Origin of the sequence: Paenibacillus tyrphae (assembly GCF_024158745.1) — a bacterium.
Lineage (GTDB): Bacteria > Bacillota > Bacilli > Paenibacillales > NBRC-103111 > Paenibacillus_G > Paenibacillus_G tyrfis_A.
Window position 1 is genome coordinate 197,441 of record NZ_JAMZAW010000012.1, and the last position, 14,172, is coordinate 211,612.

At 51.0% G+C, this 14,172-nt stretch carries 17 protein-coding genes and 1 other RNA gene; 8 read left to right on the forward strand and 10 right to left on the reverse strand.

Features of this window, described 5'->3' with window-relative positions:
- Nucleotides 1-107: 107 nt before the first annotated feature.
- The gene (locus tag NI000_RS19495; protein ID WP_253413114.1) at nt 108-971 is read left to right on the forward strand and encodes an AraC family transcriptional regulator; all 864 of its coding nucleotides are present in this window, start codon (nt 108-110) and stop codon (nt 969-971) included.
- Nucleotides 972-1,053: 82 nt separating this feature from the next.
- On the opposite strand, the gene NI000_RS19500 is transcribed toward NI000_RS19495, so the two are convergent.
- The 4 genes from NI000_RS19500 to NI000_RS19515 form a co-directional block, all read right to left on the reverse strand.
- Nucleotides 1,054-1,248: a hypothetical protein gene (locus NI000_RS19500; RefSeq protein ID WP_036680096.1), complete on the reverse strand. Its 195-nt coding sequence runs from the start codon at nt 1,246-1,248 to the stop codon at nt 1,054-1,056.
- Between the two features lie 130 nt (nt 1,249-1,378).
- Nucleotides 1,379-2,233 (reverse strand): YitT family protein, encoded by an 855-nt coding sequence (locus NI000_RS19505; protein WP_253413115.1) that lies wholly within the window; start codon nt 2,231-2,233, stop codon nt 1,379-1,381.
- Nucleotides 2,234-2,340: 107 nt separating this feature from the next.
- A complete protein-coding gene (locus tag NI000_RS19510) occupies nt 2,341-3,135 on the reverse strand; it encodes a DUF4247 domain-containing protein (RefSeq protein WP_253413116.1) in 795 nt (264 codons plus the stop codon).
- Nucleotides 3,136-3,195: 60 nt separating this feature from the next.
- Entirely contained in the window at nt 3,196-3,729 is a 534-nt protein-coding gene (locus NI000_RS19515) for a DUF4178 domain-containing protein (protein WP_253413117.1), read from the reverse strand.
- A 257-nt stretch (nt 3,730-3,986) separates the two neighbouring features.
- Here NI000_RS19515 and NI000_RS19520 point away from each other — a divergent pair, with 257 nt between their 5' ends.
- Nucleotides 3,987-5,567 carry a DEAD/DEAH box helicase gene (locus tag NI000_RS19520; RefSeq protein ID WP_253413118.1) on the forward strand — a complete coding sequence of 527 codons (1,581 nt, stop codon included), beginning with the start codon at nt 3,987-3,989 and terminating at the stop codon, nt 5,565-5,567.
- A 110-nt stretch (nt 5,568-5,677) separates the two neighbouring features.
- Here NI000_RS19520 and NI000_RS19525 read toward each other — a convergent pair whose 3' ends face one another.
- Nucleotides 5,678-5,773: a YjcZ family sporulation protein gene (locus tag NI000_RS19525; RefSeq protein WP_010491417.1), complete on the reverse strand. Its 96-nt coding sequence runs from the start codon at nt 5,771-5,773 to the stop codon at nt 5,678-5,680.
- A 265-nt stretch (nt 5,774-6,038) separates the two neighbouring features.
- On the opposite strand from NI000_RS19525, the gene NI000_RS19530 reads away from it, so the two are divergent.
- The 3 genes from NI000_RS19530 (at nt 6,039) to fsa (ending at nt 7,794) form a co-directional block, all read left to right on the forward strand.
- Nucleotides 6,039-6,830: a YesL family protein gene (locus NI000_RS19530; protein WP_253413119.1), complete on the forward strand. Its 792-nt coding sequence runs from the start codon at nt 6,039-6,041 to the stop codon at nt 6,828-6,830.
- A gap of 77 nt (nt 6,831-6,907) precedes the next feature.
- Nucleotides 6,908-7,088, forward strand: a non-coding RNA gene (gene ssrS, locus NI000_RS19535) — 6S RNA.
- A 49-nt stretch (nt 7,089-7,137) separates the two neighbouring features.
- Nucleotides 7,138-7,794, forward strand: coding sequence for a fructose-6-phosphate aldolase (fsa, locus tag NI000_RS19540; RefSeq protein WP_253413120.1), 657 nt, complete (start codon nt 7,138-7,140; stop codon nt 7,792-7,794).
- Between the two features lie 81 nt (nt 7,795-7,875).
- Here fsa and NI000_RS19545 read toward each other — a convergent pair whose 3' ends face one another.
- Entirely contained in the window at nt 7,876-8,361 is a 486-nt protein-coding gene (locus NI000_RS19545) for a GNAT family N-acetyltransferase (protein ID WP_253413121.1), read from the reverse strand.
- Nucleotides 8,362-8,601: 240 nt separating this feature from the next.
- Here NI000_RS19545 and NI000_RS19550 point away from each other — a divergent pair, with 240 nt between their 5' ends.
- Nucleotides 8,602-8,991: a DUF1499 domain-containing protein gene (locus NI000_RS19550; RefSeq protein ID WP_010491409.1), complete on the forward strand. Its 390-nt coding sequence runs from the start codon at nt 8,602-8,604 to the stop codon at nt 8,989-8,991.
- Nucleotides 8,992-9,061: 70 nt separating this feature from the next.
- Here the strand turns inward: NI000_RS19550 and tpx are convergent, their stop codons facing one another.
- Nucleotides 9,062-9,565 (reverse strand): thiol peroxidase, encoded by a 504-nt coding sequence (gene tpx, locus NI000_RS19555; protein WP_054973582.1) that lies wholly within the window; start codon nt 9,563-9,565, stop codon nt 9,062-9,064.
- A gap of 129 nt (nt 9,566-9,694) precedes the next feature.
- On the opposite strand from tpx, the gene NI000_RS19560 reads away from it, so the two are divergent.
- Nucleotides 9,695-10,597: a LysR family transcriptional regulator gene (locus tag NI000_RS19560; protein WP_253413122.1), complete on the forward strand. Its 903-nt coding sequence runs from the start codon at nt 9,695-9,697 to the stop codon at nt 10,595-10,597.
- 29 nt (nt 10,598-10,626) lie between these two features.
- On the opposite strand, the gene NI000_RS19565 is transcribed toward NI000_RS19560, so the two are convergent.
- Complete coding sequence (locus NI000_RS19565; protein ID WP_253413123.1) at nt 10,627-10,770, reverse strand: hypothetical protein; 144 nt, start codon at nt 10,768-10,770, stop codon at nt 10,627-10,629.
- A gap of 151 nt (nt 10,771-10,921) precedes the next feature.
- On the opposite strand from NI000_RS19565, the gene NI000_RS19570 reads away from it, so the two are divergent.
- Nucleotides 10,922-12,748, forward strand: coding sequence for an ABC transporter substrate-binding protein (locus tag NI000_RS19570; RefSeq protein ID WP_253413124.1), 1,827 nt, complete (start codon nt 10,922-10,924; stop codon nt 12,746-12,748).
- A 77-nt stretch (nt 12,749-12,825) separates the two neighbouring features.
- On the opposite strand, the gene NI000_RS19575 is transcribed toward NI000_RS19570, so the two are convergent.
- Together NI000_RS19575 and NI000_RS19580 are read right to left on the reverse strand one after the other, a co-directional pair.
- Nucleotides 12,826-13,506 (reverse strand): zinc metallopeptidase, encoded by a 681-nt coding sequence (locus tag NI000_RS19575; RefSeq protein ID WP_253413125.1) that lies wholly within the window; start codon nt 13,504-13,506, stop codon nt 12,826-12,828.
- 34 nt (nt 13,507-13,540) lie between these two features.
- Entirely contained in the window at nt 13,541-13,972 is a 432-nt protein-coding gene (locus tag NI000_RS19580) for a MerR family transcriptional regulator (RefSeq protein ID WP_253413126.1), read from the reverse strand.
- Between the last annotated feature and the right edge of the window lie 200 nt (nt 13,973-14,172).

Sequence of the window (14,172 nt, forward strand, 5' to 3'; positions counted from 1 at the left end):
CATTGTACCCGGCATATGTTATAATCCCTATGGATGCGGTTAACGCTTATTTGTACGAAATTAACCTTTTTGTTAAACCGTCAAGTTACGCTCTTCGAGGTGCTGCGATGTCAAACAACGAACCGGATTTTTCGCTGCTCAGCCATTTGCTGACGGATATGAAGACGGAATTGCTCAACGCTAGACGGAGCAAATGCAATCCCGACTGGATTCAAAAGCCGTTCACCCCCGCGTACAGCAAAATCTATTACATCTGCGAAGGGGAAGGGCGGATGACGGTCGGCGGGCAGGAGCTGTTCCCCCTGCCGGAGCAGCTTGTTTTTGCTCCGGCAGGGTTGGTGCAATCGTTCTCGGTTACCGATCCGGCCCGGACGTATACGATGTATTGGTGCCATTTTATGTCCGATTTGAATTGGGCGGGGTTGTTTTCGTTGTTCAAGCTGCCCTTTTGTATGACGGCACAGGAGCCTTCCGAAGCGATTGCCCTGTTCGAGAGACTGGCGGACGAGCATAGCATGAAGAAAGGACCGACTAGGTCGATCCGGATCGAGGCTGCGTTGTTGAACGTCATTGCCTGCTATCTGGAGCAGGCGGTATTGAGGCAGGAGGAGCAGACAGGATTATCGTTCCGTCACAGTAAGCTTGGCGAGGTGCTGGACTACATTGACGCGCGTTTGGCCGAGGAAATGACGATTGCGGAGCTGGCCGACATCGTGCATCACCATCCCAATTATTTCGTGCGTTTCTTCAAGCGCCAGCTCGGGACGACACCGATGACGTACATCTACGAGCGCCGCCTCGAAAAAGCGAAGCAGCTCATCGGTTCGACCGACATGACCATCGGCGAGGTGGCGCAGGCGACAGGCTTTCACGACCTTTTTCATCTATCCAAAAACTTCAAAAAATCGGTCGGCATCGCGCCCACGGAGTACCGCAGCTTATCCCGCGGATTGCAGCTGCCTTCCGAATAAGGGCATAAAACAAGACCGCTCTTCCTGCCACCGTAGCGGAGGCCGAAGAGCGGTCTTATACTGGTTATGACGCTTTACTCATTCAATGAAGGAAAGCGTCCTTTTGATGTTCCGAAATGCTGTATTGAATAATTTCCATGGCATCCTCTGTTTCGAGAGCTTCCAGCCCATTGCGCAGCACGATCTCCGATTCGAGCTCGCGTTTCTTAAGGAATGGATACAACTCCGGCGTCAGCCTCATGACAATGGTTGCCAACTTTACGGTTTCCACAAGCATCACCCTTCCCGTCATCTGTTGTTTAGAGATCAGGACTTACGAGTAATTCAGGTTAAGCCTTGGAAAAACGGTATGAAATTACTCCTCCAGTATAGCATATTTCTGAAGTTCTATGTACCGGAAATATTGCTTAATTGCCTTGTTCGCTCCGATCGGAGCGGCGGAATAACCCCATGACGCCCACGGTTTCGGTGATGTTGACGAAAGCCTGCGGATCCCATTGGCGCACCAGGTTTTGCAGCTCGTTCAATTCATAGCGCGTCGTCACCGTCATCAGCATATGCTGCGGTTCCTTCGTATATGCTCCTTCGGTATCGATGACCGTGACGCCTCGCTTGAGCTTTTGCATTTTTTTCAGGAGCAAATCCTTTTTCTTGGTGATGATGAAGACGGTTACTTTCAAATGCCGGATATGAATCGTATCGATGATTTTGCCTGTAATGAACATGGACAGCATGGAGTACAGGGCGAGGTCCCAGTTGTTTTTGAAAAAGCCGAGGGCCACGATGACAATGCCGTTCAGACCGAACAGAGACGTGCCAAGCGAAAAATCCCGTTTGCGCGTGAGGATAGAAGCGATGATGTCAAAGCCGCCGGTCGATCCGCCCACCCGCATTGAAATACCAGTTCCGATCCCGACCAGCACGCCTCCGGCAACGGAAGACATAATTAAGTCCTTGCTGACAGTCATCGTAGGGATCAGCTGCATGAACCAAGTCGTCAGTACAACCGAAACGACGCTCAAAATGATGAATTTGCGTCCGAGCGTCAGCAGCCCCCAGATCAGCAGCGGCGCATTAAAGATAAGAAACAAGAGCGAAATATTCCAATCCGTAAAATAACCAACCAGCATGGATACGCCGGAAATGCCGCCGCTGAGTAACTGATGGGGGATCAAGAACAGATTGAAGCTCGACGCGATCAGAGCCGAGCCCAGAAGACAGGCGATTAAAGAACCGATCCAGGAACGTTGAAGCTGAAACATGGATGCACCTCCCGCATTGCTTTTAGTATGAAGCGTTTTGACGGTTTTGAACCCCGAAAGCCGAAAAAGAGCCAAGCTTCCCTTGGGTAAGGGAAAGCTTGGCGGTCTTATTTGCGCTTGAACGATCCGGAACGCGAACTGGTGCTCGGCTTCGAGGAACCGGAGGAAGGCGTCTTATAAGTCGGTTTGGAGCCGTCGCTCTTTCTGGCCGAATCCCCGACAGTCGGATTGCTCTTCGGCGGTGTGCCGGTCTGCGGATTCGACGGTGTGGCCGTCTGTGAATTCGACGGCGTGGTTGGTTGTGAATTTGGCGTCGTCGTTGTAAAGCTTCCCTTGCGGTCGGACGTCGAAGGCTGCGGCTTGGTCGTCGAGCCTGTCGAACCCGTAGAGCCTGAACCCGGGTAAGGGACGGATTGGTACTTGCCGTAATCATTATAGCGTTTGCTCGACGTATACCCCTTGTAATCGTAGCCCGAACCGCGGCTGCTGTTAAACCATCCGCCGCCGAACAGGGATTGCAGCAGCGTAGCCGCAACATAGCCCTGAAGGAACGACGAGTCGTAGTTTTCTTTGGCGTATTGGATGGAGTCAACCTCGACTAAGGTAGTTCCTTCGGTGTTTGGATCCTTCTGTACGTTAATGATTTTATTGTCGTAGACCAGGAACATCCGTTCTTCCGAATCCTTGCTCATTTCGGTCGGCTTTTCCTTGTCTGCGATTTCCTTAGCGACAGTCGGCACGTCTTTGCCCGCGACGGAATAAATTTTAGCCGTGCTCTTTCCTTGCCCTTGAACGTCGATTAACGAATAGTTGTCTTTAATATAGTTGCCGGCGTCGCCGCAAGCGGCCAGCAACGTGAATACCAGCAGGATGGCAATCCATTTGGACAATTTGTTGATCATGCGGCGGTCACCTCCGTTTCAAGCTGTTTATGAATCCGAGTAGGAAATGAGGACTAGCGGTCATCGGGTGCCCTTTATAAATTTAATTTGTCCCGCCGGTGTCGGGGAGCCTTCCATGGCGACATACTTTCCGTCCTGCCATTGCAGGAAAAAGTAACGGTTCTCCGAACCGAAATAGCGCCAGAACATGACCTCGTCACCTGCGCGGAAATCGGTGTTCCCTTCGACACGCACCGTATCCGTGCGGTTATGCTCCATATGGTACGTCACTTCGCCGCCGACGTCGAGCACGGACGGCACGTCGTTCGGATCGTCAAGCGAGCCTTCCACAAATTCGCATAAAAAACATTCGTACGTGCGCCCTTTTTCCACAAGCAGACATGATATATGCTTGCCGTTTTGCAGATAATATGCAAAGCGGTGCGGCGCAAACCCGCGGTCAAAATAAATGGCCTTGCCGGATACAACATATTCTTCAAGGTCTACGTTAAGAATATCGCCGACCATCGTTTCCTCCAGCGGATTCGTTGGCTTCACTTCCGGCTCCGGATTGTTGCTTTTAATAATTGAACCGACTCGTTTCCATATGGACATGGGCATTTCGCTCCTTTTCAAAATCGACGAATATATTTATTATATACGATATTCGGCGAATTTGGGTTTCAAGTTTGAACAATTCTGGAATATGGCTGCAGGGTATGGTATACTACTAAAGATATTCTTAAGTACGGCCTTGACTGTTCATATTGACACGGGTTGGAAGGTGTTTCATGAAGAGATTAAAAATAGAAGATAGGAGCGCACTTAAGGGTATAGACAAAGAACCCTAGAACAAAGGAGATTGAAATCATTTGAAAACTTTCAGTGAATTCGGCTTAGAGCCAAAGGTACTTCGCGCAATTACGGAAATGGGCTTCGAGGAGTCGACCCCGATCCAGGAAAAAGCCATTCCGGTAGCGATGGAGGGACGCGACCTTATCGGCCAAGCGCAAACGGGAACAGGGAAAACCGCGGCATTCGGCATTCCGCTCATCAACAAAATCGACATTAAAGAGGAGCGCATCGTCGCATTGATCATGTGCCCGACACGTGAATTGGCAATCCAGGTAGCGGAAGAGATCGAGAAGCTGGGACGCTTCAAGGGCATCCGTTCCCTGCCGATTTACGGCGGTCAAGATATCGTAAAGCAAATTCGCGCGCTGCGTAAAAAGCCGCAAATCATCATCGGTACGCCGGGTCGTCTGCTCGACCATATCAACCGTAAAACCATTAAGCTGGACGACGTGCAAACCGTTATTTTGGACGAGGCTGACGAAATGCTCGACATGGGCTTCATGGAAGACATCCAATCGATCCTGAAGCTCGTACCGGATGAGCGTCAAACGATGCTGTTCTCGGCGACGATGCCGATCAACATTCAGAAGCTGGCTCAGCAGTTTTTGAGCAATCCGGAGCACGTGTCCGTCATTCCGAAGCAAGTCAGCGCGCCGCTGATCGACCAATCCTACATCGAGCTTCACGAGCGCCAGAAATTCGAAGCGCTCTGCCGCTTGATCGACATGGAAGCACCGGACCTTGCGATCATCTTCGGCCGGACGAAGCGCCGGGTGGATGAGCTATCCGAAGCATTGCAGAAGCGCGGCTATACCGCAGAAGGTCTGCATGGGGACCTGTCCCAAAATCAGCGTGACAACGTAATGCGCAAATTCCGCGATGGAAGCATCGACGTACTCGTTGCAACCGACGTAGCAGCCCGCGGTCTGGACGTATCGGGCGTTACCCACGTCATCAACTTCGACCTGCCGCAGGACCCGGAAAGCTACGTGCACCGGATCGGCCGTACCGGCCGTGCGGGTAAGGAAGGCGCAGCCTATACATTCGTTACGCCGCGCGAAATCGACCACCTGCATTTTATTGAGAAAATCACGCGTCACAAAATTTCCCGCAAGCCGATGCCGAGCCTGGCGGAAGCCATCGAAGGCAAGCAAAAAATGACGGCAGAGCGCGTGCTGGAAGCGATGCAAAATGACGACCACAATCAATTTAAAGGTCTTGCGATTTCCCTGCTGGAGCAGCACGATTCCGTTCACCTCCTGGCTGCGGCGTTCAAGCTGCTTACCGGCGAGAAGAAAGACGTCGAAATCGAACTGACACCGGAAGATCCGATCCGTGCGAAGAAAAGAAGACCGGACATCCGCAGCAACGGACGCAGACCGTCGGGCTCTTACGGTACGGCTGGGGGCGCACGCCGCAACGATCGTCCTTACGGCGGTGACCGTGGCGGCTATCGCGGCGGCGACCGCAACCGTCGCGACGGCGGCGGATACCGTGACGGCGGACGCGACCGCGACTACCGCGGCCGTTCGGACCGTGACAATCGCGGAGGGTACTCCCGTTCCTCCAACCGCTCGAACGAAGAAACACTCGTGTAAAAAAAGGAGCAAGCGCGCCACTTCGGCGGGCTTGCTTCTTTTTTTGATAAAGAAAAAGGCAGGCCGTGTACGCACTTGCACATACCTGCCAATTCCTAATTAACGCATTATTAGAAGAATAAGCTGCGGCTAACGATGACCAGCAGAATAAACAGAACCAAAATAACAGCAGTGGAAGTTCCAAATCCTCCTGCGAAACCACCCATCGTGACCAGCCTCCTTCCTGTATTTTACCACCAGAAACAGCGTCATCCGGACGGATAACGGTTCTCGTGTGCAAGTAGAGCTCCTCGGCATCCAGACGCGGCTTGCCCATGGGACATTACCGCTGCATGCAGATAACGTGATGGCCGGGGGCTAATTGCGGTTGGTACTTTAGCATATGTTCTTTGGATCATTATGTATGGACGGCTACCTAGATGGAATGAAATAGGCTATAATAAAGCATATAGATGAAGGAGGGCATAGGATTTGGAATTTCGAGGAATCATGGGTGGGTTTTACCGTATTTCCGAATGGATCATGCGACTATCGGTTATCAACGTATTGTGGGTCATATGTGCCATTCCTTTCTTTTTCCTGGGGCTCGTTTTTTTGCAGTCTCAATCGGCTGATCAAGCACTGCAAACGCTTATACTGATGGCCATTGTCGCGCCATTCACCATCTTTCCGTCGACGACAGCGATGTTCAGTGTGGCTCGCAAGTGGTTGACCGGAGAAGAGGATGTGCCGCTGTTCAAGACGTTTTTCCGAGGCTACAAGGATAACTTCGTCCAAAGCTTGCTTGGCGGTCTGATTTATATTCTCATCGGCGTCATTCTGTACACCAATTTCCAGTTTTATGGCAATCAAACGGGAACCTTTGGCATTTTACGCTTTCTGGTGCTATCGCTCACCGTGCTATTGATCATTTCGTTGTTCCATTTCTTCTCGATCCTGTCGCACCTGCACATGAAGATTTTGCAAATCGTCAAAAACGCGCTGTTGATTACGATCGGCAATCCGGTGCGATCGCTGTCGATGATCGTGTTGAACGGAATCGTCCTGTATGTCAGCTTTAACATGTTTACGTTCCTGATTCCTTTTTTTATGGGCAGCGTGATCGCAGTCGTATCGTTCTGGCACTTTAACCTGATATTCGGAAAGCTGCAGGAGAAGCAGCAGGAGCTGGCCGAGAAAGAAGCGGAACAGCAGCGCCTACTGACGGAAAATGCCGATGATTCGGAGGCGGCCGAATCGGACCGCAAGCCGGATAAACCGTAATTTTCCACCGGTTCCAACAAGAAGAGCGGCGCAAAGGTTTACTTTCGCCATGGAGTGGACTATAATAGGTATACAACAAAATCCTGCGATGTGCGTTTCGGTTTACAGTTGTTTTGAACCAATGACTGTTTCTTGGGAGACCTACATTGAATCGCGGCTGTCATGCCCTCGAAAAGGGACTTCAAAACCGATTCTGCGGACACCCACCTGCGAGAGCGGGTTTGAGACACGAAATCGGACGGCATATGCGGGTTTTTTTGTTGCGTTAAAATGTTAGCGTTCACAATAAAAGAGAGGGATGTTGGAGATGAAGCTCTTTATCGACACAGCCAATGTGGAAGAAATCCGCAAAGCACATGAACTCGGTGTCATCGCAGGTGTTACGACGAATCCGTCGCTCATTGCCAAGGAAGGAAAAGATTTCTTCGAAACGGTGAAGGAAATCATCTCGATCGTCGGAAACCTGCCGATCAGCGCCGAGGTGATTAGCCTTAAAGCTGATGAGATGGTGGAACAGGGGAAAAAACTGGCTGCTCTTGGCGACGGTATTGTCGTAAAAGTTCCAATGACGGAAGATGGACTGAAAGCGACGAAACGTTTCAGCGAGATGGGCATCAAAACGAACGTGACGCTGATTTTCAGTTCGACGCAAGCTTTGCTTGCCGCACGCGCTGGAGCTACGTACGTCTCCCCGTTTGTCGGACGTCTTGACGATATTAACCAAATCGGCATGAATTTGATTAAAGAAATCAGCCAAATGTTCAAGGTACATAACATCAGCTCCGAAATTATTACGGCAAGCGTACGTACGACGACTCACGTCATCGACGCGGCGCTGCTCGGAGCGGATATTGCAACCGTTCCCTATAAAGTGATTCAACAAATGATCAAGCACCCGTTAACGGATGCCGGCATCGAGCGCTTCCTGAAAGACTGGGAAGGCGCCAACCAAAGCACATTCTAATAACCGAGCGGGACGGGACAACCTTCCTGCAACAGGGCCTAAACTGCGCAATATGCAGACAGCAGGCCCTGTTTTTATTCGTCAGACGCAATTGCGTTTCATTTCATGCCAGCCGATGCCGCCATGCTCGGATGCCGAAGAACGGATATACCGGAAGCCCAGGCGTTCGTAGAACGAAATCAAATGCTTCTCGCAAAGCAGCAGTACGGCTTCGAGCCTATCCGCTTCCGCTTGCTCCAGCAAAGCTCTCATCAGCCGGGCCCCGAGTCCGCTGCCGCGGTAATCCGGGTGAACGGCGACGGTTAGCACGCACAAAAATTGTCCTTCCGGGTCGCTGGCTCCGGTCTGCTTCATTTCTTCATCGGCAAGGTTTTCATGAGACAGGCGAACGGCATTGGCGATTCCGACGACCCGTCCGTTGTGCTCGGCGACCTTGAAATAACGGCCGAACGTCTGCAAGCGGTAATCGAACGCTTCGCGGGAAGCGGCGGCCTCTGGGGGATAGGACATCGTTTCAATAGCATAAGCTCCGGCCATATCGGCTGGCAGCGCTTCTCTTATCAGCATCAATGAGTTTCTCCTTCGAAAAATAAGAAATGTACAGCGAAATCGCAAACTTGTCCAGGTTTCGAATCATAGACTGGCTTCCATGTTAATATACTGGTAGCAAGGGAATCGCAGAAATCAATTTTGTACAAAATATGAACGGTTTTATTCGATAGCTCTTTCTCTTCCCTGCAAACAATGATATGATAAAAGATAGTGTTAACCCGGAATAGATTGTCACTTCATTGAGGAGGGAAGGCTTTGCTAAAGCGCACCTTAATCGGTCTCATTCGCAGCCACGAAACAACAGGAGAGAAGGCTAAGGACCCGGCTTTGAAGACCCGATACTATAAAATCTCCAAAGATCAGGCATGGGACGAAGTCGTGAACATGTTCAAGAAGCTAAGCGGCTACAAACTTCTCCACGAAGTCAAGAACGTCGGCGAAATCGTAGTGGAACGGCGTACCATTACCGGCCGCACGCAGGATATCACCCTTACCATGTTCGGTATTAACCCGCTCAAAACGGCGATCGATATTTATTCGGCTTCCCGCGGCTCGCTCGGAGACCTAGGTTCGAACTACAGGACGATACTTGATATATATAGGCACATCGACAAGCGGCTGGCCGCTTATAAAATAAACGATTAAAAAAAACAGCGAGGAGCTCCATGGCTGCCCGCTGTTTTTTTGTGTGTCATGACTGACGGTCGGAAACGAATTAAACGAGCTTTTTCACTGCTTCGATTGCAGCTTCGTAGTTCGGATGCTCCGTCATTTCGCCGAGGTATTCCACGTATTGTACGGTATCGTTCGCATCGATGACGAAGATGGATCTCATCAGCAATTGCAGTTCGTCAATCAGCACGCCGTATGCTTGGCCGAACGAGCGGTTTTTGTAGTCGGACAGCGTTACGACTTTGTCGATGCCCGCAGCGCCGCACCAGCGGGATTGCGCGAACGGAAGATCTACACTGATCGTCAGTACAACGACATTGTCGCCGAGTTTGGCTGCTTCTTCATTGAAACGGCGAGTTTGCGCATCGCATACGCCAGTGTCCAAAGAAGGCACCACGCTGATCAGCTTCACTTTGCCGGCATAATCGGCAAGAGATGCGGTTTCGAGCAGGTTTTTGTTTACTGTGAAATCGGGAGCTTTATCGCCTGGCTTAACTTCCGTTCCGATGAGGGTAATCGGGTTGCCTTTGAATGCCGCTTTTGCCATGAGTACATGGGCCTCCTTCAATTTGTGAGAATGATTGGTATTTCACCAAAATATATTATAATCTTTTATAAGAGAACTTGTCCAATAGGAGTGCACAACTTTAAACATAAACAGGGGGAAGGAATAGCTTTGGAACTTAGACAGCTGCAGTATTTTGTAAAAGTGGCGCGCAAACAGCACGTAACCCAGGCAGCGGAAGAACTGCATGTGGCGCAATCGGCGGTCAGCCGCCAAATCCATCAACTGGAAGAAGAGCTTGGCGTACAATTGTTTGTGCAAAAGGGCCGCAATCTGCAGCTGACTTCGGTCGGAAAGCTGTTTTTGTGCAGGGTGGAGGGCATCCTCACCGATCTGGATCGCGCGGTCGATGAGGTACACGAATTTCTCGACCCGGAGCGGGGCGAAATTCGGATCGGATTTCCCCACAGTCTCGGTATTAACTTGTTGCCGACGGTTGTAGCGAGCTTCCGCAAAAATTACCCGAACGTCAAGTTCCGCCTGCGTCAAGGGACTTACAACAGCTTGATCCGCGACGTCATGAAAGGAGAAATCGATCTCGCTTTCATTTCACCTTTTCCGGAGGAGCATAACCACGTGGTCGGTGAAGTGCTGCTGCAGGAAGAGCTGTATGCCATCGTGCCGGAAGGCCATGTGTTATCGGGAAACGATTCGATTAAGCTGGAGCAGCTCCGCGGCGAATCGTTCGTCATGTTCAGCGAAGAGTATTCGCTCCGCGCGATCGTATTGGAAGCTTGTGCGAAGGCGGGCTTTACGCCACAAATCGGATTCGAGGGGGAAGAAACGGATACGATCCGCGGGCTTGTGGCGGCAGGCATGGGCGTCAGCCTGCTGCCGGAGATGGCACTGAAGGAAATTAACGAGCTTCAGCCGGTCAAAGTGCGCATTACGGAACCGATCGTTACGCGCAACATTGGGCTGATTCGGCGAAACGGCGAAAAGCTTCCGCCCGTGGCGGAAGTATTCCGCAATTTTTTGATCGACTTTTTCGAGAAAAAAACCGCCCGGGGTTAACATGTATCTTCATGGACACGGCCTCGGCTTCAAGCGATCATCGCGCTGATGGCGGTGACGCCAACCAGCCAGTCCATAAGCGGCACACGGGGAAACCTGGAGCCGCTTGCTTTTTTTTCGGTCTCTTTCGCTTGCTCCAGCATTTGCATTTCAAGTTCGAACGGGTTCAACATGGTGTCTCTCCTCCTGAGGAAGCCTTTATTTTCGCTTGCTTGCGGCTTCTGGTTTCATTATACCTTGCGAAAGATGAATAAAAAGTGTAGCATATTGTTTATTTCTTTCATCTTTTATGGACGCATGGACCGGCGAGGAGGCGTTTTCAGAATGATCGATTTCTACTATTTGCGCCTGCGCAAGACATATGCGGAGGTTAAGGAACAGGCGGAGATTGAGATTACGCTGACGGAGCTGACGGATATTTTTCAATGTACGGCCCGCAACGTCAACTTCGTATTGAAACGGATGGAAGAAGCAGGTTGGATTCAATGGACTCCGGGCCGCGGGCGGGGGCATCGTTCGAAAATCGTATTTTTGGCCAAAAGCGAAACGATTGCGCTGGAATCCGCTCAAGCGTTAGTGAAGAAAGGCGACATTCAGCAAGCGTTCGCTTATTTGGAAGAGCATTCCGCTTTGCCTGCGCTCAAGGACCAGTTCGTTTATTGGCTGGATTCGCACTTCGGCTATCGGCCCGAGGTGAAGAACGATACGCTGACAGATACGCTACGGCTGCCCTATTCCAAGCGGATTGCTTGTCTGGACCCGGCTCTTATTACCTTTGTCGTAGAGTGTCATATGGTACAGCAAATTTTTGACGTATTGGTCAGAATGAATACGAAAACCGGCAAAATCGAGGGCGGGCTTGCGCACTACTGGACCAACGGGAACAACGGCAAGGAATGGACGTTTTATTTGCGCAAAGGGGTATTTTTTCATCATGGGAGAGAAATGACCTCGGAGGACGTCAAATATTCGATTGAACGTCATAACTGCAAAGAATTGGGCTCGCCGTTTCGATGGCTGTTTGCGGATGTGGAACACATCGAGACGATCGGCAGCTACGCTATACGTATCCATTTGCGGCGGGCTAATCCGCTGTTCCTGCATCATTTGAGCTACGATCGAACTTCCGTCGTTCCGCAGGATGCGGTGACGGAGCTCGGAGAAGCGTTCAGCCGGATGCCGATCGGGACCGGGCCTTTCCGTGTGGTCCAAAATGACGACAATATGCTGGTGTTGGAGGCGTTCCCGTGTTATTTCGACCGGCGGGCGCATCTGGACCGGATTGAAATTTGGTATACGCCAGAATTGATGCGAAAAGCGAGTCATCTTCAACCGCCGAACTATATGATGCGGCACCAATGCGATACGGCTGAAGAGCTGCCTAAAGACTGGCAGACGATACAGACGATCGGGCGGGATTGCAGCTATTTCACATTTAATTTAAGCTTGCCGGGACCGCAGCAGAAGCTGGCTTTTCGAAAAGCTGTGGTGCATGGGATCGACCGTAAGCTTCTGGTGCCGTCAGGCGCGCCGGGAGATGTCACGTTCGCCAAGTGGTTCTACGAGGAATCTCGGGAGCCTAGCGATACGGATGAGCAATATGATCCTATACTAGCCAAACGGCTGCTCGCGGAGAGCGGGTATGAGGGGGAGGAGCTGCTGCTTGTGCATTCGCCTCATCACAAGGGGTTCGCGGAGAACTTGCAGACCCAGCTTGGCGAGATTGGCATCAGGGTAAAGCTGAACGAAGTGCACTGGGGAACGGCGGAGAGGGATGAAATGGTGCGAAGCTCGCATTTCACCTTTAACCGCAACGTATTGGATCATGACGTGGAGCTTGCGGTTATCGAGCTGTTTCTCGCAGACAACTGTGTCGTTCGGATGCATCTGGGAGACGAGTTGAAGCAGCAGACCGATTTCATCATCGAACGGTTGTATCAAGAAGGCTCTCCCGTCACGCGCGGCACGTATTTGAACCGGCTGCGGCAGCTTGTGACCGATCAGGCTTACGTCTTGTTTCTGTTCCATCATACGCAGCGCACCGTATTCCATCCGTCATTAAGGAACGTTTGTTTGAACTCGCTCGGTTGGGTCAGATTTCGGGATCTATGGTTCGAACCGACGATGGACACCTTGCAGCAGGAGCGTTAATACCGCATGAAAAAAAGCCGCCGGATCACTCCTAGAAGGAGCGGGTCCGGCGGCTTTCGCGTTCGGTGCTGCAAAGCTTAGTCGTCGCTGCGGTTGAAAATCATAATATACTTGATCAGCTCGAGCAGCGAGATCAGCGCAGCAGCTACGTAAGTCAGCGCAGCGGCGTTAAGTACTTTGGCTACGCCTCGTTCTTCATCGTTGGTGATATAGCCTTCGGCAACCATCAGGTCACGGGCCCGGTTGCTGGCGTTAAACTCTACCGGCAAGGTCACGAGTTGGAAAGCGACGGCGGCGGAGAAGAAAATAATCCCCAGGCCAAGCAATCCGGTCCAATGGAACAAAAAGCCTGCGATCAAGAGCAGCGGCGCAATACCGGAAGCGAAGTTCACAACCGGGAACATCCGGTGGCGGGCGACGAGCATCGGGTAATTCACTTTATGCTGAATGGCGTGACCGACCTCGTGGCAAGCGACCGATACGGCCGAGATGGTGCTCTCGTAATAAACCGGCTCCGACAACCGTACGGTGCGGGCGATCGGATCGTAGTGATCCGTCAGCGCGCCGGGAATCGGCTCGACCGGAACGTCATACAATCCGTTGGAGTCAAGCATGCGGCGAGCCGCTTCGTATCCCGTCATACCGGATTGCACGGGCACATCGGACCATTTGTTGAATGTTCCTTTGACCCGGAACTGCGCCCAAATGGAGAGTATGAACGCAATGATAATAAGGAAATCCATAGGGTGAAAAAACATCGATCCATTCCTCCGTTTGTAAATATCGTTTCGATTAGGAAAGAGGGCCTTTACCTAACAGCAACAATAAAGCCTCAATGCATGCAGCCGTGGGCTGCGTGAGAATTTTGTTCAGGTTTTTCAATTGCGACGGCTTCAGCTTTTCAAGCATCGGACCGACTTCCTTCGCTTCCTTCTCAAGCTGCTTAAGTAACAATTGCAAAGATGTCAGCTTATCTGTCACTATTTCATCTCGGCTCACCTTGTTCCATTGCAGCAGGCTAGCCTTGATTTCCTCTAAGGAATACTTCTCCCTCTTCATACTTTCAATACGTTTCAGACGCGCTAAGGTTTCATCGCTGTAGTAGCGATAATTCGTATCGGATCTTTTCTCCGGTTGAATCAGCCCGAGCTTCGTATAGTAATCGATCGTTCTGGGGCTGACCTCCGATAAACGCGCCAACTCGCCGATTTTGTAAAGCTTCATCTCCCCATCTCACGTCACCTCTTTTTTATAGATACTGGAATAGGTGCTCTTCTATTTATGATACTGAATCCAAACCATACAGTCAAACGTTACGCTTTTACCGGGGGAATAAGCGGCTCAGATTGCCTGAAGTTTATCACAGTTTGAATGTGTACGTTATTTTATATGACGTAAGTATTATGAAAAACAATGAAAAAAGG